The following is a 24,158-nucleotide window of genomic DNA, read 5'->3' as shown; positions in this document are numbered from 1 at the left end:
GAGGTGGCTGGCGCTTGCCAGACGGAGGGGGAGGTGGACGAAACATCTGTTCCGTGTCCGCCCCCTCCGACGCCTTCGGCGCCACCTCCCCCTGGCGGGGGAGGATCGAAATGGCACTACAGCAGCAAATCCTGCGCACTCGCCTTGCCGACCCTGCCGCCGCCGCTGCGCCGGTCCATCTCGTGGTTGGCGGTGAAGCGGATGTCGGGATCGCGGTCGGTCATGAACGCCATCAGCGTCTCGTGGTCGAGCTCGGACCATTCCTTGCCACGATCGGGGCCGTAGCGGACGCGCGGGATGAGGCCCGGATCGCGCGACCATTCGACGAGCTGCGCGAAGCTCGCCTCGTTGAGCATGTCGCGCAGGTGGAACGCGGTGACATAGGCGTCGGGGAAGGCGCGGTGCGCGGGCAGGCCGCGCTCATGCTCCATGCCGTGCGGCTTGCGCCAGTAGCGCAGCACCTGGTTCGAGAAACTCGGCGAGTCGGGCCAGAGCCTGAGCGCGCATTTCCAGGTGCAGATCCACTCGGCGTCGCGGGTGAGCGCGGGGGTGCAGAATTTCTGTTCGAAATCCGCCCGGTGCGCGGCCAGCGCGAGTCGGCGAGGCCAGGGGTCGAGCACTTGGCGCGCGCAATCGTGCCAATACGGCGCGTCGGCGACATGTTCGTCGAGGATATGGTGGATCGCCTGGGTGATCGGCGGGATCAGCCGGCCGGGATTGACCAGCAGGCTGCCGCCTTCGCCGTAGATCTCCCAGCGGCCATCCTCGCCGAGCGCGACGTCCTGCCAGCCGATCTCGCAGACGCCGTGCGCGGGCGGGGCCGAGCCGGTGGTCTCCAGGTCGACGACCCGGATTATCTGCGGTTGTGGTTTGGGCTTGGGATAGGGGGGCGCCATGCCCGCCATGTGGGGACAAAAGCGCGCTTAATCCAGCGCGTATGCGTCTTCCACGTCGAGTTCGCGGACGCCGCGGCGCTGGCGCGCGCGGTCGACGAGTTTGCGCAGGCCTTCGCGACGGTCGCGCGCCATCGGGATATCGCGGAGGATGAACTCGCCGCCCGCCGTCGTGCGGTCGCTGGAGGTGAGGATGATGGTGCCGATGTCGGTCATCTGGTTGAGCAGCGAATAGCCGAGCCGGACGTACTTGATCCGGTAGAGCTCGATTTCGTCGATCGTCTTGAACAGGATGCCGCGGCGGATGATCAATCGCTGGTCGGTGATCTCGTAGGAGGCGCTGCGATTCTTGAGCCAGCGGACGCCGATGATGACGAAGCCGACACCGGCGAGGCAGGTCAGCAGCGTTCCCCAACCGGCAAAGCTGCCGAGCAGCCAACGGCGCGTACTGGAGCGGAATTCGTCGACTGGGCGCTCCACTTGGGGACTCCTTGGGGTGGTGGCGGGACGGTAGGCGTGGGTGGTGGCGTGTCAATCGCCCCGGTTCTCCCGCGAAGGCGGGAGAACCGGGTTTCAGGCGGTGGCGTTCGTGGTCCTGGACCCCCGCCTTCGCGGGGGAACGGTCAGGTTCGCGTTGCGCGGTTTGCGCGAGTCCGTCGCTCGTCAGACGTCAAATTCGGCGAGCATCCCATCCATGCGCACCACCCCGGCGGAGGCCGGGGCCCAATTGGGGGACGTTGCTAACGGAGGGCAGCGTGCTGTTGCTACCACCTTTCCACTTGGGCCCCGGCCTTCGCCGGGGTGGTGCAGGTGGGTCGGATGGTGATCTATTTTTGCTGTCCGTTGCGCGTCACACCGCTCACCGCGAGCTGCGCATCCACCTCCGCCAAAAGCGCCTCGAGCGCCGCCTGATCCCTGGCCTCCGCGCGCACCGTCAGCATCGCCTGCGTATTCGACGCGCGCAGCAGCCACCACCCGTCAGTAGTCGTGACCCGCGCGCCATCGGTGAGGTCCATCTCCGCGCCCTCCGACCGAAGCCGCGCGATCACCTCGTCGACCACCGCGAACTTCCGCGTGTCCTCGACCGGAAATCGCAGGTCGGGAGTCGCCACCAGCGCCGGCATCGCGTCGCGCAATTCCGTCAACGACCGCCCCGACAGATGCACCGCGCGGATCAGTCGCACCGCTGCGTATTGCGCGTCGTCGAACCCGTAATATTCGCCCGCGAAGAACAGATGCCCGCTCAGTTCACCGCCCAGGGGCGCACCGGTGCGAGTCATCGCCTGCTTCATCAGGCTGTGGCCGGTCGGGGCCATCACCGGCTCGCCGCCAAGCTCGGCGATTCGGTCGAACAGCGCCTGCGAGGACTTCACGTCGGCGACGATCGGCGCGCCGGGGTGCTCGCGCAGTGCAGGTTCGACCAAAATGGAGAGAATCTGGTCCCCCCAGATCACCCGGCCCGAACCGTCGATCGCCCCGATCCGGTCGCCATCGCCGTCGAAGGCCAGTCCGAAATCGAGGTTCTTCTCCGCGACCAGGCTCTTCAGATCGGCGAGGTTCGACTCTTCGGTAGGATCAGGATGATGGTTGGGAAAATTGCCGTCGACTTCGGCGAAGATCACATGATGCTCACCCGGCAGCAACTGAACGAGCTTATCGATCACCGGGCCGGCGGCGCCGTTGCCGGTATCCCAGCCGATCCGGTACGCACCGCCCGCATAGCCCGCCATCAGCCGCTCGACATAGGCGTCGAGCACGTCGGCCGTGAAGACTTCGCCCGCGCCCTCGCTCCAGGCGCCCGACGCGGCGAGAGCGGCCAGGTCCTGGATGTCGTCGCCGAAAAATGGCGCGTGCGCGTGCACCATCTTGAAGCCGTTATACTCGGGGGGATTGTGGCTGCCGGTTACCTGGATGCCGCCATCCACCTCTAGCGTCGCCTCGGCGTAATAGAGCATCGGCGAGGTGCTGAGGCCGATGCGGACGACGTCGACGCCGCCGGCGACAAGGCCGGCGACGAGCGCGGTTTCGAGGTCCGGCGAGGAGGTGCGGCCGTCATACCCCACGGCCACGCGCGTTCCGCCGACGGCGCGGATGCGGGTGGCGAAGCCGCGGCCGATCGCGACGGCGTCGGCGGGGCCGAGCGCTTTGCCGACGATCCCGCGGATGTCGTATTCGCGGAGCGAGGTCGGGTCGAACTGGTGCGTCATGAGCCTCTCGACGATTATGTCTCACTGCGGTTCCCCCGCGAAAGCGGGGGCCCAGGAGCCAAGAGCGACAGCGTTAGTAACCCTGGGCTCCTGCGTTCGCAGGAGAACGGTTTAGCGCGCGCGTTTCAGCAGCAGGTCGCGCGCGGCGTTTACCCGGCGGGTCAGGTCGGTGGAGCCACCGCGGTCGGGGTGGACCGACGCGATCAAGCGGCGGTGCGCGCTGCGGATCGCCTCGGCGTCCGCGCCGCTGTCGATGCCGAGGATCGAGCGCGCTTCCGCTTCATCGGTTACGACGCGCTGTTTCGGCTTCGGCCGGAGGTAATGCCATGCCAGCCAGATGAAGAGCGCCGCGACGATCCACTTCACGCCACCGTGCTCACGCAGCCACATCCGGTGCGCGCTCGGCGAGCACCTCGGGCAGTTGCAACGCCGCCATCATCTCGCGGAGTTCCTGGCGCGCGGCGACATGCGCGAGGCCCATGCTGCCGAACGCCTTCGAATCGATCATCGTCAAGCCGGCGGGGAACATCTCGCGGTAGATCACGCGCTCGCCGAGGCCCGGGATGATCCGGAAGCCGACGCGTTTGGCGAGTTGCGCGAGCGCGTCCGACACGCGGCGCATGTTGCGCGCCTCGATATGCTGGAGGCGGTTGCGCAGCACGACCCAGTCGATCGTCGTGCCGTCGGCGCGCGCGCGCTGTTTCCGCGCGTCCCAGATCAGTTCGGAATAAAAGCTCGGGCGAGTCACCTGATACGTCTCCGGATCGACCTGGCCGATCAGGTCGAAGTCGACGAAGCTGTCGTTCATCGGCGTGACCAGCGTGTTCGCCAGCGCCGCCGCCGTGCGCGCGAACGGATCGTCGCGGCCGGGCGTGTCGACGACCAGGAAGTCCGACCCCGCGCACAGCGAATGCCACAGGTCCTCGAACTGATCCTCGCTCTGCTCCGACAGCGTCGCGTGGCGCGGCATCGGCAGCACCGAGCCGTTGCGCTTCATCGTCTCGGCGCGGTTGTCGAGATAGCGGCCGACGGTGCGCTGGCGGTGGTCCAGATCGAGACACGCGACGCGCGCACCCTTCGCGGCGAGCGCGATCGCGACGTGGACCGCAGTCGTCGACTTGCCCGTGCCGCCCTTCTCGTTGGCGAACACGATGACGTGCGTCGATACCGACGGGGCAACGTGCGGCGAAGCTAGGGGTGAGTCAGGGCCCATGGCCAACGCGCGTTTCCTTATTGATCGAGACTGTCACCCTTCATAGAAGCCGCGACCGCACTTATCGAGTAGGAGTTTCACGTGGACACCGTCCGGGACCTTAATGCGTTGCGCGAAAGCGTCGCCGCCTTTCGTGCGGCGGGGCAGCGCGTCGCGCTCGTCCCGACGATGGGCGCGCTCCACGCCGGCCATGTCGCGCTGATCGAGGCGGCGAAGCGGCCGGGGACGAAAGTCGTCGCGTCGATCTTCGTCAATCCGACGCAGTTCGGCCCGAACGAGGATCTGTCGCGCTATCCGCGGCGCGAGATGGCGGATGTCCGGATGCTCAACGAAGCCGGGTGCGACCTGCTCTGGCTGCCGTCGGTCGAGACGATGTATCCCGACGGTTTCGCGACGACGGTCCGCGTCTCAGGCGTGAGCGATGGCTTCGATGGCGCCTCGCGGCCCGGCCATTTCGACGGCGTCGCGACGGTCGTGTCGAAGCTTTTCAATCAGGTCGGGCCCGATGCGGCCTATTTCGGCGAGAAGGATTACCAGCAACTCGCCGTCGTCCGGCGGTTCGTTGCCGATCTCGACTTCGCGATCGATATCGTCGGGGTGCCGACGCAGCGCGACGACGACGGCTTGGCGATGTCGTCGCGCAACATCTATCTCGACGACGAGCAGCGCAAGCAGGCGGTGGCGCTGCCGCGCGCGCTGGGCGTCGCCGCGCGGGCGATCGCGAAGGGCGAGGACGTCGACTCGGTGCTGTACGACGCGCGGACGACCTTGATCGGAGCGGGGTTCACGATCGACTATGTCGCGTTGGCGGATGCCGAGACGCTGGCGGAGAACCCGGCGGCGGATCGCCCGCGGCGGTTGCTGGCGGCGGCGCGGATGGGCGCGACGCGGCTGATCGATAACATCGCGATAGAGTTGTAAAAAGCAGACGTTAACCCATTAACCATTTCGTAGCAGGAATCGCCGCAGTCTGTCCTCACGAATATTGGGGGCAAACCATGCGTAGCAATCTCAAGAGCGCGAATTTTACGATCGAACGCCGTCTGGCGGATGCCGCACGCGGCGACGACCGGGCGTGTTACGAACTCGGGATGGTGTATTCGACGGGAACGTCGGGCGTCGTGCTCGACCTGATCGAAGCGCATAAATGGTTCAACCTGGCGGCGGTGTCGGGGAACATCGCCGCGCAGGAGTGCCGCGCGGAAATCGCCGAGGACATGACCGCACGGGAAATCTCGGTGGCGCAGCGCGCCGCGCGGGACTGGATGCAGCTGACGCAGCGGCGGGCTGCTTGAGCTAGCCTCTCGATCCTCCCCCGCGAGGGGGAGGTGGCTGGCACTTGCCAGACGGAGGGGGAGGTAAGCGACGACCTCTGTTCCGTGTCCTCCCCCTCCGTCGCCTAAAGGCGCCACCTCCCCCTGGCGGGGGAGGATCGAGCGTTCAGGCTTCGGCCTTCTTTTTCGGGGCGGCTTTCTTGGCGGGGGCCTTTTTAGCCGCAGCCTTCTTGGCAGGAGCCTTCGCCTCGGCCGCGTCCTTCGCAGGAGCCTTCTTCGCCGCCGGCTTCTTGGCGGGCGCCTTCTTCTTCTTCGTCGCCGGCGCCGCCGCAGCGCGCGCGTCGATCAGCGACGCCGCTTCCTCGAGTGTCAGCTGGTCCTTCTCGATCGACTTGGGCAGCGTCGCATTGGTCGTGCCGTCGGTGACGTACGGGCCATAGCGCCCCTCCATCAGCTTGATCTCGGCCTCGGTGCGCGGGTGGTTGCCCAGCACCTTGAGCGGCGCCTGCGCGCCCCGCGCGGTCCGTCCGCCGCCGGCTGCCGCTTCGGCGAGCTTCACGACCGCCGCGTTCATGCCCGTTTCGAACACGTCCGCGGTCGTCTGGAGTCGCGCGTATTTGCCTGCGTGCTTCAGATACGGCCCGAACTTGCCGATCGTGGCGATGATCGGTTCGCCGGTTTCGGGATGATTGCCCACCGTCCGCGGGAGCGACAGAAGTTTGACCGCCCACTCCAGATTGAGCTCACCGATATCCTTCGGGATGGACGCCATCTTGCGGTCTTCGCCTTCGCCGATCTGCAGATACGGGCCGAAGCGTCCCGATTTGCGCTCGATCGGCTGGCCGGTGTCAGGGTGCGTGCCGAGCGTCGACGGGCCGGCATCCGCCTCGGCGTCGCCGCCGGGCTGTGCGAAGCGGCGCGTGTATTTGCACTCGGGATAGTTCGAGCAGGCAATGAACGCGCCAAACTTGCCGCCACGCAGCGCGAGCTGTCCCTCACCGCAGTTCGGGCACAGCCGCGGATCGCCACCGTCCGCCTTGGCCGGGAACAGGTACGGCGCGAGGAAGGTGTCGAGCTCGGCGGTGATCGCCGAGGGCTGCTGCTCCATCACCTCGTTGGTGCGCGGCTTGAAATCGCGCCAGAACGCGTCGAGCACCGACTGCCACTGCGCACGGCCGCCGGAAACGTCGTCGAGTTCCTCCTCCAGCTCGGCGGTATAGTCGTAGCCGACATACTTCTCGAAAAAGCGTTCCAGGAACGCTGTCACCAGCCGCCCGGATTCCTCGGCGAAGAAGCGGTTCTTCTCGATCCGGACGTACGCGCGGTCCTTCAGCGTCTTGATGATCGACGCGTAGGTGGAGGGGCGGCCGATGCCGAGTTCCTCCATCCGCTTGACCAGCGAGGCCTCGGAAAAGCGCGGCGGCGGCTGGGTGAAGTGCTGCTCGGCGTCGACCTTCTTCTTGGCCGGCGCATCGCCTTCGCGCATCCGCGGCAGGCGACGCGCGTCCTCGTCGGCGGAATCATCCGATCCCTCCTCGTACAGCGCGAGGTAGCCGGGGAAGAGCACGACCTGCCCGGTGGTGCGCAGGATGTTGCGGCCGGTGCCGTCGGCCATCTCGACCGTCGTGCGCTCCATGCGGGCGGAGGCCATCTGGCTGGCGAGCGCGCGCTTGAAGATCAGGTCGTAGAGGCGCGCATGATCGCCGCCGCCGGCCTTGTCCTTGCCGAAGTCGGTCGGGCGGATCGCTTCATGCGCTTCCTGTGCGTTCTTCGCCTTCGACTGGTATTGGCGCGGCTTGTCGGGGACATAGCTCGCGTCGAAGCGGTTTGCGACGGCCAGACGCGCGGCCGAAATCGCGCTGCTATCCATCTGCACGCCGTCGGTACGCATGTAGGTGATCGCGCCGTCCTCGTAGAGGCCCTGCGCGATCCGCATCGTGTGATCCGCCGAGAAACCGAGTTTCCGCGAGGCTTCCTGCTGCAAGGTCGACGTCGTGAACGGCGGCGGCGGGTTGCGACCGGCGGGCTTGGTCTCGACCGACTGGACCGAGAAATTGCCGTCGAGCACCGCCTGCTTGGCGCGCAGGGCATCGCCTTCGTTGCCGATCGAGAGGCGGTCGAGCTTGTTGCCCTCGAACTGCGTCAGCCGCGACGTGAACGCGGTGCCGTCATGCTCCATGTCGGCCGTGACGGACCAGTATTCCTGGGGCTTGAAGACGTCGATCTCGCGCTCGCGCTGGACGATCAGGCGAAGCGACACGGACTGCACGCGGCCGGCGGACTTGGCACCGGGCAGCTTGCGCCACAGCACCGGCGAGAGCGTGAAGCCGACCAGATAATCGAGCGCGCGGCGGGCGCGGTAGGCGTCGATCAGGTCGTCGTCCAACTCGCGCGGGTTCTTCATCGCCTCGGTCACCGTCGCCTTGGTGATCGCGTTGAAGGTGACCCGCTCGACCTCCTTGGGCAGCGCTTTGCGCGCGCGCAGCACCTCGCGGACGTGCCACGAGATCGCCTCGCCCTCGCGATCCGGATCGGTCGCGAGGATCAGGCGGTCGGCGAGCTTGGCGAGATCGGTGATCGCCTTCAGCTGCTTCGACTTGTCCGCGTAATTCTCCCACGTCATCGCGAACGCATCGTCGGGATCGACCGAGCCGTCCTTCGGCGGCAGGTCGCGGACATGGCCGTAGCTGGCCAGGACGCGGTAATCGCTGCCCAGATACTTCTCGATGGTTTTGGCCTTGGCGGGCGATTCGACGATGACAAGCTGCATGGGGAAACCGGGGTCCTTACGTGTACGCGTACGAGGGTGGCGGCGTCGGGGTAGTGCCGTCAACCCGGAGAGGGCTCAAGATCGACCGACGCCAGATGCGACCGTCGGTGCGGGTTTTCCAGAGGGGCCTGGCAGAGGGCGGGGTATTTCCCGGATTATGCCGCCACTGCTGGCTCAGTATCGATGTCGCCATGATGACAGTAAAACAGCCCATCCGACCGCCTTCGGTTAGAATTGCTGCAAAGATCGTTACAATCGAGGCCGACGACCGAACCAATTCATCGACCGATCCGTTGGACTGCCATCGAAATTTTCATCCGGCTCCGTGGCTTCCGATGCGTGAAACATCTTTTCGACAGGGCCTCGTGGTGCGGCGGTATCATCATGCTTTTCCGCCGGAAGGTGCGGGCGAGGGCATGGAATCAGGTAAGGATGATCTAGCGTGACCCGACATGATCTCGCCGTTGCGAAATGGAAGTGTTCGTTCCTCGCGAAGCAGATCGTGATCCTACGCGATTCGGCGCCGGAGCCCCATATCCTCCGCTTGATCACCTTGCATCAGACCGAACTGGATGTTGTGCTCGCGGCGATCGCAACCTCGCATGAGGCCAAGGATTGGGTAGCCGGCTGGGGAGACGGGGATACGCGCTCCGACGACCGCCAAGCTTGTAGTGGCGCGTTGAAGTCAGGTCAGGACTTTGTCGGATGATGCGAACCTGAAGCGATTTCCGCCGGACTAGAGCATGCTCGCACGGCCGCCGGCGTGGCGCTCCAGCCGGCCGCCGAGTTCGAGTTCGAGCAACACCGTGTGGACGACCGACGGGCTCAGATGCGACTGGCGGATGAGTTCGTCGATCGCGACGGGGACGGGACCGAGCAGGTCGGCGATCCTCTGGCGGTCGGTGTCGGTTGCGTCCTCGGGCGGCGACGCGGCGTAGGCGTCGATCGGGGAGCGCACGGAGCGCGGGTCGAATGGGCGGATCTGTTCGAGGATGTCGGCGGCGGATTGCACCAGCGTGGCGCCTTCGCGGATCAGCAGATTGCAGCCTTGCGCGCGGGGATCGAGCGGGCTGCCGGGGACGGCCATGACTTCGCGGCCGGATTCGTTGGCGAGGCGCGCGGTGATCAGCGAGCCTGACTTTGGGACGGCTTCGACCACCACGGTGCCGATCGCGAGGCCGGCGATGATGCGGTTGCGCGAGGGGAAGTTGCGCGCCTTGGGCTCGGTGCCGGGGGGCTGTTCGGCTAGCAGGAGGCCTTCGGTGGCGATGCGTTCCTGGAGCGCGGTGTTGTCGGGCGGGTAGGCGATGTCGATGCCGCTGGCGATGACGCCGATCGTGGCGCCGGTGGAGCCTGCGCCGAGCGCGCCGATATGCGCCGCTGTGTCGATCCCGCGGGCGAGGCCTGAGACGACCGTCGTGCCTTCCTCGGCGAGTTGCAGCGCGAGCTGGCGGGCGAAGCGGCAGGCGGCGGCGGAGGCGTTGCGTGCGCCGACCATTGCGATGCAGGGGCGGCTGGCGTGGGCGATGTCGCCGCGGAGGATGAGCGCAGGGGGTGCGGTCTCGATCTCGGCGAGCAGGCGGGGATAGTCCGGGTCGTCGAGGAAGAGATAGCGCGCGCCGAGCTTCGCGGTGGCGGCGATCTCGCGTTCGGCCAACGCGGCGTCGGCGATCCGGGGGCTGCGGCCGCCACCGCGTTGGGCGAGCATGGGGAGCGCGTCGATCGCGGCGTCCGCGCTGCCGAAGCGGGCGATGAGCTGGCGATAGGTGACCGGTCCGATCCCGGTCGTGCGGATGAGCCGAAGACGTGAGACCGTCGGGTCAGTCACCCGGTGGTCGTTTTGAGCGGCCGATGCGCGGTTCGGTGCCGGAGAACAGGCGCTCGACGTTCTCGCGGTGTTTCCAGAAGACGATCAGCGCGAGTGCGAGCAGCAGCAGGACGAGGTCGAAGCGGCCGAACAAGGCGGCGGCGAACGGCGCGCTGAGTGCGGCGGCCATGCCCGCGACCGAAGAGATGCGCAGCCCCGCGAGCAGGCCCAGCCAGACGACCGCATAGACCAGCCCGAGCGGCCAATGGAGCGCGACGACGATGCCCATGAGGGTGGCGACGCCCTTGCCGCCCTTGAACTTCAGCCAGATCGGGTAGCAATGGCCGATGAACGCAGCGGCGGCTGCCAGGAGCGCATTGCCGGGGAACAGGTGCGCGACCAGCAGGACGGCGACCGCGCCCTTGGCCATGTCGAGCAGCAACGTGGCGGCGGCGAGACCCTTCCGCCCGGTGCGCAGGACGTTGGTCGCGCCGATGTTCCCCGAGCCTATCGTCCGCAGATCGCCCGCGCCGCCGAGCCGCGTGAGGATGACGCCGAACGGGATCGAGCCGAGCAGATAGCTGAGCACGAGCGATAGCGTGGGCGCGACCCAGAGAATTTCCGTCTGCAAGTATGTCCCCCGTTCTGGCGGTGCTTATAAACGACGCGGGGCGGACGGCAAATGGCGTGAGTTTAAGGGACAGTTTGATGAGACGCGGGCGCTTGGACCCACGGTCGACGCGCTCCCCTCCCTGGAAGGGAGGGGCTGGGGGTGGGTAGGCCCGCTCGTGCTGCGACCGTCTGAACATGCGGAAACCGACCCACCCCCGACCCCTCCCTTCCAGGGAGGGGGGATATGTCGCTCTGGTTTACGGGGGGCAGTTCGTCCTAAAGGCCGGACATGGACACGCGCCCTATCCTGTTCTTCGATTCCGGCGTCGGCGGGCTGTCGATCGTCGGTCCGGCGCGCGCGGCGCTTCCGGATGCGCCGTTCGTCTACGCCGCCGACTCGGCCGGGTTTCCGTATGGGACAAAGAGCGAGGCGGAGATCGCGGCGCGGGTGCCGGTGTTGCTGGGGCGGCTGGCGGAGCGGTATCGGCCGCGGCTGATCGTGATCGCGTGCAATACCGCCTCGACGATCGCGCTACCGGTGGTGCGCGCCGCGCTCGACCTGCCGGTGGTCGGGACGGTGCCGGCGATCAAGCCTGCCGCGCTGCTGTCGAAGACGCGTACGATCGGCGTGTTGGGGACCGAGGCGACCGTGCGGCAGGCCTATGTCGATGATCTCGCCGCGAAGTTTGCGGGCGATTGCACGGTGCTGCGCTACGGTTCGGCGGCGTTGGTCGAGATGGCGGAGGCCAAGCTGCATGGGCGGGCGGTTTCGCCGGAGCGCTATACGGCGGTGCTCGACGGGCTGTTCTCCCAAACCGGCGGCGAGCGTATCGACGTGATCGTCAACGCCTGCACGCATTTTCCGCTGGTCGAAGCGGAACTGGCGACGGCGGCGCCCGGCGTGCGGTTCGTCGACGGCGGCCCCGGGATCGCGCGGCGGATCGTTCACCTGATGCAGGGCGAATCCTGGTCGGGCGCGGGCGAGGGAATCTCCGTCTTCACCCGGTTGGGCGACGACGAATGCGCGCTGGGACGCGCGTTGGCGGCGCGAGGATTCGCGCGGATCGAGCAGCTTTAGGCGTTAACCTGGGACAATGTGGCACCTTGCTTCGCGGGCGCATCGTGGCAATGTGCTGCCAGGACGAGGAAAGCGATCACCGTAAGAGCGGTATTACGCTGGAACTGAGTGAAAGTGAGGCGTAGTGCCCAAGGCCATGATTATCGACGGCAAAACGGCAACGGACGGCATTAGTGGTCCGCGAGTCGATTATTCGCGCGTGTTCACGCAGGCGATCGACCGGTTGCATGCCGAAGGGCGTTACCGCGTGTTCATCGACATCCTCCGCAACAAGGGTGCGTTCCCCAACGCGCGCTGTTTCGCGGGGCATAACGGGCCGAAGCCGATCACGGTCTGGTGCTCGAACGATTACCTCGCAATGGGGCAACATCCGAAGGTGATCGCGGCGATGGAGGAAGCGCTGCACGACGTCGGCGCAGGGTCCGGCGGCACGCGCAACATCGGCGGCAACACGCATTACCATGTCGACCTTGAGGGCGAACTCGCCGATCTGCACGGCAAGGAAGCGGCTCTGCTGTTCACCAGCGGCTATGTCTCGAACGAGGCGACTCTGGCGACCTTGGCGAAGGTGCTGCCGGGCTGCATCATCTTTTCGGACGAGCTGAACCACGCGTCGATGATCGCGGGGATTCGCAATTCGGGCTGCGAGAAGCGGGTATTCCGCCACAACGACCTCGCGCACCTCGAAGAGTTGCTGGCCGCGGAGGATCCTGCCGCGCCGAAGCTGATCGCGTTCGAGAGCGTGTATTCGATGGAGGGCGACATCGCGCCGATCTCCGCGGTGTGCGATCTCGCCGACCGGTACAACGCACTGACCTATTGCGACGAAGTCCATGCGGTCGGGATGTACGGCGCGCGTGGCGGCGGCATCTCGGAGCGAGACGAGGTCGCGCACCGGATCACGATCCTCGAGGGGACGCTCGGCAAGGCGTTCGGCGTGATGGGGGGCTATATCGCTGCCGATCGCACGATCGTCGACGTGATCCGCAGCTATGCGCCGGGATTCATCTTCACGACCTCGCTGTCGCCGGTGCTGGTCGCGGGCGTGCTGGCGAGCGTGCGGCATCTGAAAAGCTCGAGCGTCGAGCGCGAGGGGCAGCAGGCGTCGGCGGCGATGCTCAAGGCGATGCTGAAGGACGCCGGGCTGCCGGTGATGATCGGCGATACGCATATCGTGCCGCTGATGGTCGGCGATCCGGTGAAGGCGAAGAAGATCAGCGACGTGCTGCTCGCCGAATACGGTGTGTACGTGCAGCCGATCAATTACCCGACCGTGCCGCGCGGCACCGAGCGGCTGCGGTTCACGCCGGGCCCTGCGCATACCGAGGCGATGATGCGCGAACTGACCGATGCGCTGGTAGAGATCTGGAGCCGGCTGGATTTGCGCAAGGCCGCCTGAGGTCAGGCGCGCGCGACAGGCGAGCCTATTTCAGTCGATCGTGATGGTTCCGTCAGTACCGGGAACGGCGAGAGGTTCGCCGAACCCCACCGAATGGAACCGCGTGTAATCGCCTTCCACGGGTTCGGCGTAGACATGGACGATTGAGCGGTTGCCGTCGACAACCCAGTAGTTGGGGATGCCGCCGCCGGCATAGGCGAAGCGCTTCATCGTCGTGTCGCGAGCGACGGACGTCTCCGCGACTTCGATGACGAGTAAGAATGCGTCGGCGATAAGCAGGCAATTACCCTCGGCTGGTTCGCGCAACACGGCAACGTCACAGCCGAGCACGGTGTCGTTGCCGAGATCGACGCCAATTTCGCCCATAATCCGAGCTTCGGGTAGCAGGCGCGAAAGACGGATGCCAATCTGCATCTGGCGTGCGGCATGTGCGGTCAAAGGCGGGTTCATCCGTTCGAGTTCCCCATCGACCAGTTCGACCTTGATGTCGTCGAACGCGCCGGACTCACCCATGCGCAGGAACTCGGCGGTCGTAAAACGCGCCCTGGTCTGCTGATCGGTGCGGAGAATAACGGCGGATTTATTCATGGCCGAGTCGTACCACGAATCCGACGCTCCTACGAGTCGCCCAGCCAATCGCTAAAGCGCGGCAGCTAGCATCGTCAGGATGCCGAGGCCAAGGGACAAAGGCACGCGCAGCGCCATCCAGCCGGGTGGGGCGATGCCAGCGCGGACGAGGGCGCGGTCGACAAGCAGTGCGGCGATCAGGCTCACCCCAAGCACCACCAGCGAAGGGCCGGGCCAGCGCAGACCGACCATCCAGGGCCAGGCGGTCGCCAGCGCGATCAGCGAGGGGGCGACGCTCGCGAACCAGAGCCAGCGGGGCGGTGAGTCGCTGCGCGCGGCGAGACCCCACCAGAGGCCGCCAAGAAAGCTCAGGATCAGCGCGGCATAGGCGTAGGCGATCGCCAGCGCGGAATAGCGGCTTTGCGGATCGCCGCTCAGCAACAGCGCGACTGCGGCCAGTTGCGGGAGAAGCCCGCTCAGCCCCAGCAGCCGCGCGATCGGCGGGATGCCGCCGGTCGCGGGCTCACCATACGGCGGTCGCGCGGTCATCAGACGCGCGCGACGACACCGGTGGCGACGACCGGTCCGGTCGGCAGGCCGGTCGGCGAGCCGCCGCGGGGTTCGACCGAGATCGCAAGCGTGGCGCCCGGGGCGATGCGACCGCGGTCGACGCCCTTCGGTGCGAGCGAGGTCGGCTGGGCGGAGAGCAGGCCGAGCGAATGCGGTACGCCGTCGCCGCCGATCACCCAAAGCTCCGCGACGTGCGCGTGCGGAACGCCAGGGCCTGCCGCGACGCGGAGCGCGCCGTTGGCGGGATCATAGACAGCAGCTACGGGCGACTTCGCATCGCCGAGCATCGCGACGAGCACGCTGGTCGGCCGGGAAACCGGGGTCGGTTGCGATACCGGCACGGTCGGCTCGGGACGGAGCATGACGAACAGCAGCAGGCACGCCGCGATCGCGCTGGTGAAGGCGGCAAGCGCCGGCCACGGGAAACGGCTGACCTTGGCAGGTCCCGCCGTGCCGATCGCCGCCGTGACGTTCGTCGCCGTGCCGGTCGCCACGCCATCGAGGCTCGCTTCGATCCGCGCGGCGATGTGAGACGGCGCGGCGCGTTCGGGCCACAGGTCGAACAACACGGCCAGCCGCGATCGCCACCATTCGACCTGCGCGGCGAAACCGGGCTCGGCGAGCACGCGGCGTAGCACAACGCTGCGCTCCTCGCCTTCGAGCAGCCCGAGGGCGAGTTCGGCGGCGGTGACGTCTTCGGGGAGGTCGGTATCGATGGTCGGATCAGCCATCGAGACAATCCTTCAGGCGCGCGAGGCCGCGGCGTACCCAGCTCTTCATCGTGCCCAGCGGCACGGCGCGTTTGATCGCGAGTTCGGCATAGGTGATGCCGTCGAAGAACGCAGTGCGGATCGCGTCGCGTTGCTGCGGTTCGAGGCCGTTCAGGCATTCGATCAGTTCGCGCGACGATTCGCTGGCGAGCAACGTCGCTTCGGCACCCTCGCCGGGATCGGCGATGTCGGGCGCGTCGTCGAGCGGGCTGGTACGGCGGACGCCCTGCGCGCGCTGCCAGTCGATGGCGCGGTTGCGCGCGATCGTCGCCAACCAGGTTATCGGGCTCGCGCGGCCGGGTTCCCAGGCACCGGCGCGTTTCCAGATTGTGAGATAGACCTCGTGCAGCACATCCTCCGCGGCTTGGGCGTTACCGCAGATACGATGGGTGATGCCGAAAAGCTTCGCGCTGGTCAGCGTATAGAGCTCGCGAAACGCGTCGCGGTCTTCCTGACCGGTACGCAGCAGCACCTCGGAGAGATGCGCGCGGGCGGCGTCTGCGTCTGGATAGGCTCGGGTCACGACAGCGAACCTAGCGGCTAAGTCCGTCGCGGCAATAGCCTTCGCCGGGCTTTACCGTGAGGCAGTCGGTTTTGCCCGCCAGATATTTCAGTCCGGTCGCATCGCCGTCGGTCGGTCGCAGGGTTTCGGGAATGTCGTTGCGGATGAACGTGATGGACCTGCCGTTCGCGGTGCCGTCGAAATTGCCCTTGTGGTCGAGGTCCCATTGCATCGTGAGGTCGTAGTGACCGGGCGCGCCGGCGTGGGCAATATCGAGGACCATGCCCTCCACCCCGACCCAGCGGCCGGCATAGTCGCGTGGTGCCGGTGCGGTCGCCTTGCGCTCGACCGACCCCACCGACGTCATGTTGCCGTCGCTGCTGGTGTCGGGTGCGGGGCCCGAGCAGGCGGCGAGCGCCACGGTTGCGAGCAGGGTGAGGGCTTTCATGGATGTCTCCTTGAGGGCAAAGTCGACAATCAATCATGCGATCCTCCCCCGCAAGGGGGAGGTGGCACCGAAGGTGACGGAGGGGGAGGATACGCAACAGAGGTTTCGCTTTCCTCCCCCTCCGTCTGGCAAGCGCCAGCCACCTCCCCCTGGCGGGGTAGGATCACTTAGACTCGCGAACAGGTGTGGCAAATCCGGCCCCGTGCCGGTAAGGGGCTGGGCACCCGATCCCCCGTCACAGGAACACGCCAGGTGCGCATCGCCATCGCGTCCGATCACGCCGCCGTTTCGTTGAAAGCGGTGCTCGCCGCTTGGCTGCGCGAGGCGGGGCATGACGTGCTCGATCTCGGGCCCGAGGGCACCGCCAGCGTCGATTATCCCGATTATGGTTACAAGCTCGCGTCGGCGATCGCTGATGGTCGCGCGGACCGCGGCATCGCGCTGTGCGGATCGGGCATCGGCATCTCGATCGCCGCCAATCGCAATCCCGCCTGCCGCTGCGCGCTCGTGTCCGAACCGCTGTCGGCGAGCCTCGCCCGCGTGCATAACGACGCCAACGCCATCGCGATGGGCGCGCGCCTGATCGGCGAGGAAATGGCCAAGGCGTGCGTCGAAGCGTTTCTCACCGCCGATTTTGCCGGCGGCCGTCATCAACTCCGTGTCGACAAGTTAAAGGTCCCCGCATGAGCACCCAGCCCGAAACCCTTCAGCGCGAACTCCACGACGTCCAGCCGGACGGCTTCTTTACGCGCACTCTGGCCGATGCGGATGCCGCCGTGTTCGCCGGCGTCGAGGCCGAACTCGAACGCGAGCAGACGCAGATCGAGTTGATCGCGTCCGAGAACATCGTGTCGAAGGCGGTGCTCGAGGCGCAGGGCTCGGTGTTCACGAACAAGTACGCCGAGGGCTACCCGGGCAAGCGTTACTACCAGGGCTGCGCGCCGTCGGACACGGTCGAGACGCTCGCGATCGAGCGCGCCAAGCAGATCTTCGGCTGCGGGTTCGTCAACGTGCAGCCGCATTCGGGCGCGCAGGCGAACGGCGCGGTGATGCTCGCGCTGGTGAAGCCCGGCGACACGATCCTCGGCATGAGCCTGGATGCGGGCGGTCACCTGACGCATGGCGCGAAGCCGGCGATGTCGGGCAAGTGGTTCAACGCGATCCAGTACGGCGTCGACGCGACCACGCACCTGATCGATTACGACCAGGTCGAGGCGCTGGCGGTCGAGCATCAGCCCAAACTCATCATCGCGGGCGGTTCGGCCTACCCACGGACGATCGATTTCGCGCGCTTCCGGGCGATCGCGGACAAGGTCGGTGCGTATTTCATGGTCGACATGGCGCATTTCGCGGGGATCGTCGCGGCCGGCCTGCACCCGACGCCGTTCGGTCATGCGCATGTCGTGACGACCACCACGCACAAGACGCTGCGCGGTCCGCGCGGCGGCATGATCATGACCAACGACGAGGCGCTGGCGAAGAAGTTCAACTCGGCGGTGTTCCCGGGCCTCCAGGGCGGGCCGCTGATGCATGTGATCGCGGCGAAGGCCGTCGCGTTCGGCGAAGCGTTGCAGCCCGATTTCAAGAGCTATATCGCCGCGGTCGTCGAGAACGCGAAAGTGCTGGCGGCGACGCTCAAGGAGCGTGGCTCGGACGTCGTCTCGGGCGGCACCGACACGCATCTCGCGCTGATCGACCTCACCCCGCTCGGGATCACCGGGCGCGATGCGGACGAGGCGCTGGAGCGCGCGGGGATCACCTGCAACAAGAACGGCATCCCCAACGATCCGCTGCCGCCGGTCAAGACCAGCGGCATCCGCGTCGGTTCGCCCGCAGGCACGACGCGCGGCTTCGGGCCTGCCGAGTTCCGCGAGATCGGCAACATGGTCGCCGACGTGCTGGACGGCCTGGCGAAAAAGGGCGAGCATGGGGACCCGGAAGTCGAGGCGGACGTTCGGACCCGCGTGCGGGCCCTGTGCGCGCGCTTCCCGATCTATCAAGGATAAGAGCATGTCGAAGTTCGATGACCTGCAGAACGACGTGAAGAGCACCCCCGGCCTCGGCAAGAGCATGGCCAAGTGGAGCGCACTTGGCGCAGTCGTGGCGATCCCGGTGCCGGTGGTCGGCCCGATCTTCGGCGCACTCGCGGGCGCGGGCTACGCCTATTACAAGGGCAAGAAGAAGGTCTGAATGCGCTGCCCCTTCTGCGGACATGAAGACAGCCAGGTAAAGGACAGCCGCCCCACCGAAGACGGGGCGGCGATCCGACGCCGGCGCCAATGCGAGGGGTGCGCCGCGCGTTTCACGACGTTCGAGCGCATACAATTGCGCGAACTGTTTGTGTTGAAGAGCGAGGGCAGGCGCGAGCCGTTCGATCGGGAGAAGCTGCTCCGGTCGCTGTCGATCGCGACGCGGAAGCGGGCGATCGAGGCGGGGCGGATCGAGAAGCTGGTGAGCGGGATCCAGCGCCGGCTGGAGACGCTCGGCGAGAACGACGTGACGTCGAAGCGGATCGGCGAGATGGTGATGGACGGGCTCAAGGGGCTCGATTCGGTGGCGTATATCCGGTTTGCGAGTGTGTATCGGGATTTTAACGAGGCGCGGGACTTCGAGGCTTTTGCCGGGAGTGTTGAGGAGGTTGGGCGCGAGGGGTGATTGGGTTTTGTCCTTCGATACGCGCTCTCGACTTCGCTCGATCGCTACTCATGACGAACGGGGCGGGTGAGTGGATCGGGGAGGTCCACCCCGTGGACAAGTCCGCGCGCCGATTTCCCGCTAAATCATCACGCCCGTCACCCACCCCCGTTCGTCCCGAGTAGACGTCGAGCTTGTCGAGACGGCGTATCGAGGGATAAGCCCCATCCATGACATTCTGGGCTTATGTGGTGCGTTGCGCCGACGACAGTTATTACACCGGACACACCGACGATCTCGAGCGCCGGATCGGTCAGCACAATCTCGGCGAGATCCCCGGCTACACGCAGACGCGGCGACCGGTCGAGTTGATGTGGAGCCAGGAATTCCCCTCGCGACAGGAAGCGCTGGCGGCGGAGTTTCAGGTGAAGGACTGGTCGCGGAAGAAGAAGGAGGCACTGTTCCGCGATGACTGGGCGGCAGTTTCGGCGGCAGCGCGCAAGCCCGTGCATTCCGACCCTGTCCCTCGATACGAGGTCTCGACAAGCTCGACCTCTACTCGGGACGAACGGAATGGGGGGGAGGGTGCTCCACCTCCCGTCATAATCCTCGTCCGCCCCCAACTCGGCGAAAACATCGGCAAGGCCGCGCGCGCGATGCTCAATTTCGGGCTCACCGAAATGCGCCTCGTGTCCCCCAGGGATGGCTGGCCCAACCCCTCCGCCGGCCCGGCCGCCAGCGGCGCCGACATCGTCCTGCAAAACGCGAAGGTCTACGATAGCGTCGCCGCCGCCACCGCCGACTGCGCGCAGGTGTACGCGACAACGGTGCGGAAACGCGGCGTGACCAAGCCGGTCGTCACCCCCGAACAGGCCGCGACCGAGATCCACGCCGCCCCCGGCCGCTCCGCGATCCTGTTCGGGCCCGAGCGTTCCGGCCTCGAAACCGACGATGTCGCGGTCGCGCGGACGATCATCACGGTGCCGATCAATCCGGAGTTCGGGTCGCTCAACCTCGCCCAGGCGGTGATCCTGGTCGCGTATGAATGGTCGAAGGGGCTGACCGCCGAGCGCGAGCTGTCGCAGCCGTCGATCAACCCGATCATGCCACCTGCGCCGCAGGAGGAGCTCGACGGGATGATCGGGCAGCTCGATGCGATGCTGATGGCGGCGGGGTTCTTCCATCTGCCCGACAAGATGCAGTCGACGCGGCGGACGCTGCGGACGTTGCTGACGAAACCGGGCTGGTCGAGCCAGGAAGTCCGGACGATGCGCGGCGTACTGTCGTCGCTGGCGGGGAAGAAGCCGCGGGGCTGAGTCCCTTCCCAAGTGGGCCGTGTTCTTCCCCCCTCCCTGGAAGGGAGGGGCCGGGGGTGGGTCGGCTGCTTGGCGGGCGGGGCGGCGGTTACGGGGCCGACCCACCCCCAACCCCTCCCTTCCAGGGAGGGGGGTGCGTTACCCTAGCGGCGGTCGAACGCGGCCAGTTCATACGCGATCGACGCTTCGACCAGGCTTTCCCACAGGTCCGCGATCACTGCGTCGGGGAGACCGAGCCTGACCGCTTCGGCTCGCGCGTTGTCGATCACCTGCGTCTTTCGCGCCTCGTCCCGCACATGTCCACGATCCGGCTTGATGCGCGCGGCGGCATCCATATAGGCGAAGCGCCTAGCCAGCAGCGCGACGAGTTCGCGGTCGAGCGCGTCGACGCCTGCGCGGACCTCAGTCATGGTCGTGCAGTCTGGTCCGGGGAGAATGGTCATGCGCCGCCTCTTGCCGAGCCCCATCCAGCCTGTCCAGCTTGACTCTCACGCCCCCTCCGTCTAAGCGCCCGCCTTCGCAATGGCCCTGCACCCCGGTGAAGCGGTGGCCCTGCCCTGTCCAGTACAGCAAGCAGAGCGATACCGGGACCAACGTTGTTCGAATTGCCAAGGACTTACCATGTCGAAGCGTCAAAGCGCGAAGTACAAACTCGATCGCCGTATGGGCGAGAACATCTGGGGTCGTCCCAAGTCGCCGGTCAACAAGCGCGAATACGGCCCGGGCCAGCACGGCCAGCGCCGCAAGGGCAAGGTCAGCGATTTCGGTATCCAGCTGCGCGCCAAGCAGAAGCTCAAGGGCTATTATGGCGACGTGACCGAGAAGCAGTTCCGTGCGTGCTACCATGAGGCTGCGCGTCTGAAGGGCGATACCTCGCAGAACCTGATCGGCCTGCTAGAGCAGCGCCTCGACATGATCGTCTACCGCGCCAAGTTCGCGCCGACGATCTTCGCGGCACGCCAGATCGTCTCGCACGGCCACATCCGCGTCAACGGCGTGAAGTGCAACATCGCCTCGCGTCGCTGCTTCGTCGGCGACGAGATCACGCTGGGTTCGAAGGCGCAGGAAATGGCGCTGGTCATGGAAGCCCAGAGCCTCGCCGAGCGCGAGATCCCCGATTACGTCGCTCCCGACGGTGCGGCCAAGGTCACCTTCACGCGCGTCCCGACGCTCGACGAAGTGCCTTACCCGGTGAAGATGGAGCCGAACCTCGTCGTCGAATTCTACTCGCGTTAAGCCGAGTAAATTCGTCGACCGGCCGGCGTCGCTCAAGCGACGTCCGACGACGTGGCTTTGCCACGGCGCGGTTTGGAACAGAAAAGGGCGGTCCCGATGGGGCCGCCCTTTTTCGTTGCCCCTTGTCGCCTCGTGGACATGCGCGCCCGGCTTTGCCAGAACGCGCGCAACTCATCGGGGGAATGACCATGCGCGCTGCCATCCTGTCTCTGTTGCTGCTCGGGACCGCCGCGTCCGCGCAGACCTCGCCGGCGATTTCGGTCGAGACGTTGAGGACCGTTACGCAGGTGCTGTCATCCGACGCATATGAAGGCCGTGCGCCGACCACCCCCGCCGAGGCGAAGACGGTCGCGTATATCGTCGAGCGGATGAAGGCGGCAGGTCTCAAGCCCGGCAACAACGGCCAGTGGACGCAGGACGTGCCGATGGTCGAGATCACCGCTACCAACGTACAGCCCTATGTGTTCACCGGGGGCAAGGCGCCTGTCAGTCTCGCCTATCGCACCGACATGGTCGCGGGCACCTACCGCGTCGCGCCGAAGTCCGCAGTGGCGAACAGCGACGTGGTGTTCGTCGGCTACGGCATCACCGCACCCGAAAAGGGCTGGGACGATTATGCCGGCGTCGATGTGAAGGGGAAGACCGTGGTCATCCTGATCAACGACGCCGACTGGCAGACGATGTCGCGTGAGGGGCCTTTCGAGGGCCGCGCGATGACGTGGTACGGGCGCTGGCCATACAAGTTCGAGAATGCGGCGAAGCACGGCGCGGCGGCGGCGATCATCGTCCATGATACCGAGCCGGCGGCGTATCCTTGGGCGGTGGTGCAGTCGTCCTGGACCGGGCCGCAGCTCGAGCTGGACGAAAAGGGCGATCATCTCGATCAGTCGCAGATCGTCGGCTGGATGCAGCGCGCGGCGGCGGAGCGCGTGTTTGCGAGCGCGGGCAAGGACTACGCGACGCTGGCGGCGGCGGCGAAGGTGAAGGGGTTCAAGGCGGTGCCGCTTGGGCTGAAGCTGTCGGGCGGGTTCGACAACACGATCAAGCGGCAGGCGTCGAAGAACGTGATCGGCGTGCTGCCGGGCACGGCCGCTCCGAACGATTACGTTATGTATTCGGCGCATTGGGATCATCTCGGGCGCTGCGACGCGGTCGATGGCGATGACATCTGCAACGGCGCGGCGGACAATGCGACCGGTGTCGCCGGACTGATCGCGCTGGCCGAGGCGCAGGCGAAGGCGGGGCCGGCCAAGCGCTCGATCGCGTTCCTGGCGGTGACGGCGGAGGAGTCCGGGCTGCTCGGGTCGCGCTATTATGCCGAGCATCCGATCTATCCGCTCGCGCATACGGTCGGCGGCGTTAACATGGACGTGCTCAACACCGATGGCCGGGCGAAGGACTTCGTGCTGGCTGGTGCGGGCAAGTCGGAGATCGAGGATCTGGTGAAGCCGTTCGTCGCCGCCGAGGGCCGCGTGATCGGCGTCGAGGCGAACCCGGAGCGCGGCGGCTATTACCGGTCGGATCACTTCAGCTTCGCCAAGCTGGGCGTACCGATGCTCGATGGCGGCAGCGGCGAGAATCTGGTCGTCGGTGGCACCGCGGCGGGTCATGCGGCGCGCGAGGATTATGTCGCACACCGCTATCACAAGCCGGCGGACGAATATGACGCGAAGTGGGACTGGTCGGGCGCGGTCGACGACCTGACGATCTATTACGGGCTGGGGCGCAAGCTCGCGGACGATACCAGTCTGTGGCCGAACTGGTATAAGACCGCCGAATTCCGCGGCATCCGTGACCGCGATCGCGCAGGAGCCAAGTAAGTGACCACATCCGCCGTCTCGACCCCCGCCGAATGGGCGCACCACAAGGCCGTCTGGATCGGTTTCCCGAGCCATGCCGACCTGTGGCTGGAGGATCTGGAGCCGGCGCGGGACGAGGTCGTCGCGTTCGCCAAGGCTGTGCATGCCGATGGCAGGGGCGAGACGGTGATCCTGATTGCGGCGGACGTCGGCTCGGCGACGACGGCCAAGCGGCTGGCCCCGTTCGCGCAGGTGGTGATGGAGCCGTTCGGTGACATCTGGCTGCGCGATACCGCGCCGATCATCGTCGGCGACGGCAGCGCGCGGGACTTCCGGTTCAACGGCTGGGGCGGGAAGTACGACCTGCCCGGCGACGACACGATCGGGCAGCGGCTCGCGGCGAGCCGGCACAAGCGGGTCGAGGCGTGCGACTGGGTGCTCGAGGGCGGTGCGATCGATGGGGATGGCACCGGGACGGTCGTGACGACGCAGCAGTGCCTGCTCAACCGCAACCGTAATCCGTCGCTGAGCAAGGCGGAGATCGAGGCGCGGCTAGCGTCCGATCTAGGCTATACCCGCGTGGTGTGGCTGGGCGACGGTCTGGTCAACGATCATACCGACGGGCATGTCGACAACCTCGCGCGGTTCGTCGGCGAGGGGCGCGTGGCGATCCCGAAGGCGACCGACAACGATCCGAACTGGCAGGTGTACCAGAACGCGGCGCGCGATGCGCAGGCGGCCGGGCTGGAGGTGGTCACGATCCCGTCGCCGGGGCGCGTGCTGCGCGACGAGGAGGTCGTCCCGGCGAGCTATATGAACTTCTATATCGGCAATGCGGCGGTGGTGGTGCCGTTATATGGCGCGGAGAACGACCAGGCGGCGGTGGAGGCGATTCAGGCGCTGTTCCCGGACCGCGAGGTGGTCGGGCAGCGCGCGGACCATATCCTGACGGGGGGCGGGAGCTTCCACTGCATCTCGCAGCAGATTCCGGGCTGATTCCCCCCCTAGAAGGGAGGGGTCGGGGGTGGGTCGGCCTGGGGCGGGTGCCTGGATCAGCCAATGG

27 protein-coding genes are annotated in these 24,158 nt (G+C 66.6%); 13 read left to right on the top strand and 14 right to left on the bottom strand.

The window, feature by feature from the left end; genetic code table 11:
* Window positions 1-116: 116 nt before the first annotated feature.
* The 5 genes from NLI89_RS10550 to NLI89_RS10530 all read right to left on the bottom strand — a co-directional run bounded on the left by NLI89_RS10550 (window position 117) and on the right by NLI89_RS10530 (window position 4,313).
* Window positions 117-896, bottom strand: a complete 780-nt coding sequence (locus tag NLI89_RS10550; protein WP_254687022.1) for an exonuclease domain-containing protein — start codon at window positions 894-896, stop codon at window positions 117-119.
* A 27-nt stretch (window positions 897-923) separates the two neighbouring features.
* The gene (locus NLI89_RS10545) at window positions 924-1,373 is read right to left on the bottom strand and encodes a PH domain-containing protein (RefSeq protein ID WP_254687021.1); all 450 of its coding nucleotides are present in this window, start codon (window positions 1,371-1,373) and stop codon (window positions 924-926) included.
* A 347-nt stretch (window positions 1,374-1,720) separates the two neighbouring features.
* Window positions 1,721-3,100, bottom strand: a complete 1,380-nt coding sequence (gene pgmG / locus NLI89_RS10540; RefSeq protein ID WP_254687020.1) for a phosphoglucomutase/phosphomannomutase PgmG — start codon at window positions 3,098-3,100, stop codon at window positions 1,721-1,723.
* A gap of 111 nt (window positions 3,101-3,211) precedes the next feature.
* Window positions 3,212-3,490 carry a DnaJ domain-containing protein gene (locus NLI89_RS10535; RefSeq protein WP_254687019.1) on the bottom strand — a complete coding sequence of 93 codons (279 nt, stop codon included), beginning with the start codon at window positions 3,488-3,490 and terminating at the stop codon, window positions 3,212-3,214.
* A complete protein-coding gene (locus tag NLI89_RS10530) occupies window positions 3,477-4,313 on the bottom strand; it encodes a division plane positioning ATPase MipZ (RefSeq protein WP_254687070.1) in 837 nt (278 codons plus the stop codon). Before NLI89_RS10530 ends, NLI89_RS10535 begins: the two co-directional genes overlap by 14 nt.
* Before the next feature lie 81 nt (window positions 4,314-4,394).
* On the opposite strand from NLI89_RS10530, the gene panC reads away from it, so the two are divergent.
* Window positions 4,395-5,234, top strand: a complete 840-nt coding sequence (gene panC, locus NLI89_RS10525; RefSeq protein WP_254687018.1) for a pantoate--beta-alanine ligase — start codon at window positions 4,395-4,397, stop codon at window positions 5,232-5,234.
* Between the two features lie 77 nt (window positions 5,235-5,311).
* Window positions 5,312-5,608 (top strand): hypothetical protein, encoded by a 297-nt coding sequence (locus NLI89_RS10520; protein ID WP_254687017.1) that lies wholly within the window; start codon window positions 5,312-5,314, stop codon window positions 5,606-5,608.
* 145 nt (window positions 5,609-5,753) lie between these two features.
* On the opposite strand, the gene topA is transcribed toward NLI89_RS10520, so the two are convergent.
* Window positions 5,754-8,357 (bottom strand): type I DNA topoisomerase, encoded by a 2,604-nt coding sequence (gene topA, locus NLI89_RS10515; RefSeq protein WP_254687016.1) that lies wholly within the window; start codon window positions 8,355-8,357, stop codon window positions 5,754-5,756.
* Between the two features lie 442 nt (window positions 8,358-8,799).
* Here topA and NLI89_RS10510 point away from each other — a divergent pair, with 442 nt between their 5' ends.
* On the top strand, window positions 8,800-9,066 hold the full coding sequence (locus NLI89_RS10510; RefSeq protein WP_254687015.1) for a hypothetical protein: 267 nt from the start codon (window positions 8,800-8,802) through the stop codon (window positions 9,064-9,066).
* Between the two features lie 27 nt (window positions 9,067-9,093).
* Here NLI89_RS10510 and dprA read toward each other — a convergent pair whose 3' ends face one another.
* The gene (gene dprA / locus NLI89_RS10505) at window positions 9,094-10,185 is read right to left on the bottom strand and encodes a DNA-processing protein DprA (RefSeq protein WP_254687014.1); all 1,092 of its coding nucleotides are present in this window, start codon (window positions 10,183-10,185) and stop codon (window positions 9,094-9,096) included.
* Entirely contained in the window at window positions 10,178-10,795 is a 618-nt protein-coding gene (plsY, locus tag NLI89_RS10500; RefSeq protein WP_254687013.1) for a glycerol-3-phosphate 1-O-acyltransferase PlsY, read from the bottom strand. The genes dprA and plsY overlap by 8 nt, the downstream gene beginning before the upstream one ends.
* A gap of 270 nt (window positions 10,796-11,065) precedes the next feature.
* Between plsY and murI the strand changes: the two genes are divergently transcribed.
* Together murI and hemA are read left to right on the top strand one after the other, a co-directional pair.
* Window positions 11,066-11,854 (top strand): glutamate racemase, encoded by a 789-nt coding sequence (murI, locus tag NLI89_RS10495; RefSeq protein ID WP_254687012.1) that lies wholly within the window; start codon window positions 11,066-11,068, stop codon window positions 11,852-11,854.
* A gap of 136 nt (window positions 11,855-11,990) precedes the next feature.
* Window positions 11,991-13,253, top strand: a complete 1,263-nt coding sequence (gene hemA, locus NLI89_RS10490) for a 5-aminolevulinate synthase (RefSeq protein WP_254687069.1) — start codon at window positions 11,991-11,993, stop codon at window positions 13,251-13,253.
* Between the two features lie 30 nt (window positions 13,254-13,283).
* On the opposite strand, the gene NLI89_RS10485 is transcribed toward hemA, so the two are convergent.
* The 5 genes from NLI89_RS10485 to NLI89_RS10465 are packed head-to-tail and all read right to left on the bottom strand — an operon-like array spanning window position 13,284 to window position 16,110.
* Entirely contained in the window at window positions 13,284-13,841 is a 558-nt protein-coding gene (locus tag NLI89_RS10485; RefSeq protein WP_254687011.1) for a Uma2 family endonuclease, read from the bottom strand.
* A 51-nt stretch (window positions 13,842-13,892) separates the two neighbouring features.
* The gene (locus NLI89_RS10480; RefSeq protein WP_254687010.1) at window positions 13,893-14,369 is read right to left on the bottom strand and encodes a DUF3429 domain-containing protein; all 477 of its coding nucleotides are present in this window, start codon (window positions 14,367-14,369) and stop codon (window positions 13,893-13,895) included.
* Entirely contained in the window at window positions 14,369-15,121 is a 753-nt protein-coding gene (locus tag NLI89_RS10475) for an anti-sigma factor (protein ID WP_254687009.1), read from the bottom strand. Before NLI89_RS10475 ends, NLI89_RS10480 begins: the two co-directional genes overlap by 1 nt.
* On the bottom strand, window positions 15,114-15,683 hold the full coding sequence (locus NLI89_RS10470) for a sigma-70 family RNA polymerase sigma factor (protein ID WP_187504640.1): 570 nt from the start codon (window positions 15,681-15,683) through the stop codon (window positions 15,114-15,116). The genes NLI89_RS10475 and NLI89_RS10470 overlap by 8 nt, the downstream gene beginning before the upstream one ends.
* A gap of 10 nt (window positions 15,684-15,693) precedes the next feature.
* Window positions 15,694-16,110 (bottom strand): hypothetical protein, encoded by a 417-nt coding sequence (locus tag NLI89_RS10465; RefSeq protein WP_254687008.1) that lies wholly within the window; start codon window positions 16,108-16,110, stop codon window positions 15,694-15,696.
* 252 nt (window positions 16,111-16,362) lie between these two features.
* On the opposite strand from NLI89_RS10465, the gene rpiB reads away from it, so the two are divergent.
* The 5 genes from rpiB (at window position 16,363) to NLI89_RS10440 (ending at window position 20,060) form a co-directional block, all read left to right on the top strand.
* Window positions 16,363-16,797 carry a ribose 5-phosphate isomerase B gene (gene rpiB / locus NLI89_RS10460; RefSeq protein ID WP_254687007.1) on the top strand — a complete coding sequence of 145 codons (435 nt, stop codon included), beginning with the start codon at window positions 16,363-16,365 and terminating at the stop codon, window positions 16,795-16,797.
* Window positions 16,794-18,116, top strand: a complete 1,323-nt coding sequence (locus NLI89_RS10455; RefSeq protein ID WP_254687006.1) for a serine hydroxymethyltransferase — start codon at window positions 16,794-16,796, stop codon at window positions 18,114-18,116. The genes rpiB and NLI89_RS10455 overlap by 4 nt, the downstream gene beginning before the upstream one ends.
* Window positions 18,117-18,120: 4 nt before the next feature.
* Window positions 18,121-18,300, top strand: coding sequence for a hypothetical protein (locus NLI89_RS10450; protein ID WP_187504643.1), 180 nt, complete (start codon window positions 18,121-18,123; stop codon window positions 18,298-18,300).
* Window positions 18,301-18,765 carry a transcriptional regulator NrdR gene (gene nrdR, locus NLI89_RS10445; protein ID WP_254687005.1) on the top strand — a complete coding sequence of 155 codons (465 nt, stop codon included), beginning with the start codon at window positions 18,301-18,303 and terminating at the stop codon, window positions 18,763-18,765.
* Between the two features lie 209 nt (window positions 18,766-18,974).
* Window positions 18,975-20,060, top strand: coding sequence for a TrmH family RNA methyltransferase (locus NLI89_RS10440; RefSeq protein ID WP_254687004.1), 1,086 nt, complete (start codon window positions 18,975-18,977; stop codon window positions 20,058-20,060).
* Between the two features lie 143 nt (window positions 20,061-20,203).
* On the opposite strand, the gene NLI89_RS10435 is transcribed toward NLI89_RS10440, so the two are convergent.
* Window positions 20,204-20,503 carry a chorismate mutase gene (locus tag NLI89_RS10435; protein WP_254687003.1) on the bottom strand — a complete coding sequence of 100 codons (300 nt, stop codon included), beginning with the start codon at window positions 20,501-20,503 and terminating at the stop codon, window positions 20,204-20,206.
* Window positions 20,504-20,681: 178 nt separating this feature from the next.
* Between NLI89_RS10435 and rpsD the strand changes: the two genes are divergently transcribed.
* The 3 genes from rpsD to NLI89_RS10420 all read left to right on the top strand — a co-directional run bounded on the left by rpsD (window position 20,682) and on the right by NLI89_RS10420 (window position 24,091).
* Window positions 20,682-21,296: a 30S ribosomal protein S4 gene (gene rpsD / locus NLI89_RS10430; RefSeq protein ID WP_056017869.1), complete on the top strand. Its 615-nt coding sequence runs from the start codon at window positions 20,682-20,684 to the stop codon at window positions 21,294-21,296.
* Window positions 21,297-21,484: 188 nt separating this feature from the next.
* Window positions 21,485-23,116: a M28 family peptidase gene (locus NLI89_RS10425; RefSeq protein WP_254687002.1), complete on the top strand. Its 1,632-nt coding sequence runs from the start codon at window positions 21,485-21,487 to the stop codon at window positions 23,114-23,116.
* Window positions 23,117-24,091: an agmatine deiminase family protein gene (locus NLI89_RS10420; protein WP_254687001.1), complete on the top strand. Its 975-nt coding sequence runs from the start codon at window positions 23,117-23,119 to the stop codon at window positions 24,089-24,091. It begins immediately after the preceding gene.
* Window positions 24,092-24,158: the final 67 nt, after the last annotated feature.

Origin of the sequence: Sphingomonas faeni (assembly GCF_024273235.1) — a bacterium.
Classification (GTDB): domain Bacteria; phylum Pseudomonadota; class Alphaproteobacteria; order Sphingomonadales; family Sphingomonadaceae; genus Sphingomonas; species Sphingomonas faeni_A.
This window is presented reverse-complemented; position numbering and strand designations above follow the sequence as displayed.

Coding starts and splice junctions, on each gene's coding strand:
- NLI89_RS10475 (WP_254687009.1), bottom strand. CDS start 15,121: ATGGCTGATCCGACCATCGATACCGACCTCCCCGAAGACGTCACCGCC.
- NLI89_RS10435 (WP_254687003.1), bottom strand. CDS start 20,503: ATGACCATTCTCCCCGGACCAGACTGCACGACCATGACTGAGGTCCGC.
- NLI89_RS10465 (WP_254687008.1), bottom strand. CDS start 16,110: ATGAAAGCCCTCACCCTGCTCGCAACCGTGGCGCTCGCCGCCTGCTCG.
- NLI89_RS10455 (WP_254687006.1), top strand. CDS start 16,794: ATGAGCACCCAGCCCGAAACCCTTCAGCGCGAACTCCACGACGTCCAG.
- NLI89_RS10450 (WP_187504643.1), top strand. CDS start 18,121: ATGTCGAAGTTCGATGACCTGCAGAACGACGTGAAGAGCACCCCCGGC.
- NLI89_RS10520 (WP_254687017.1), top strand. CDS start 5,312: ATGCGTAGCAATCTCAAGAGCGCGAATTTTACGATCGAACGCCGTCTG.
- NLI89_RS10425 (WP_254687002.1), top strand. CDS start 21,485: ATGCGCGCTGCCATCCTGTCTCTGTTGCTGCTCGGGACCGCCGCGTCC.
- pgmG (WP_254687020.1), bottom strand. CDS start 3,100: ATGACGCACCAGTTCGACCCGACCTCGCTCCGCGAATACGACATCCGC.
- NLI89_RS10440 (WP_254687004.1), top strand. CDS start 18,975: ATGACATTCTGGGCTTATGTGGTGCGTTGCGCCGACGACAGTTATTAC.
- NLI89_RS10480 (WP_254687010.1), bottom strand. CDS start 14,369: ATGACCGCGCGACCGCCGTATGGTGAGCCCGCGACCGGCGGCATCCCG.
- murI (WP_254687012.1), top strand. CDS start 11,066: ATGGACACGCGCCCTATCCTGTTCTTCGATTCCGGCGTCGGCGGGCTG.
- nrdR (WP_254687005.1), top strand. CDS start 18,301: ATGCGCTGCCCCTTCTGCGGACATGAAGACAGCCAGGTAAAGGACAGC.
- NLI89_RS10550 (WP_254687022.1), bottom strand. CDS start 896: ATGGCGCCCCCCTATCCCAAGCCCAAACCACAACCGCAGATAATCCGG.
- hemA (WP_254687069.1), top strand. CDS start 11,991: ATGATTATCGACGGCAAAACGGCAACGGACGGCATTAGTGGTCCGCGA.
- rpsD (WP_056017869.1), top strand. CDS start 20,682: ATGTCGAAGCGTCAAAGCGCGAAGTACAAACTCGATCGCCGTATGGGC.
- topA (WP_254687016.1), bottom strand. CDS start 8,357: ATGCAGCTTGTCATCGTCGAATCGCCCGCCAAGGCCAAAACCATCGAG.
- NLI89_RS10485 (WP_254687011.1), bottom strand. CDS start 13,841: ATGAATAAATCCGCCGTTATTCTCCGCACCGATCAGCAGACCAGGGCG.
- NLI89_RS10530 (WP_254687070.1), bottom strand. CDS start 4,313: ATGGGCCCTGACTCACCCCTAGCTTCGCCGCACGTTGCCCCGTCGGTA.
- NLI89_RS10535 (WP_254687019.1), bottom strand. CDS start 3,490: ATGTGGCTGCGTGAGCACGGTGGCGTGAAGTGGATCGTCGCGGCGCTC.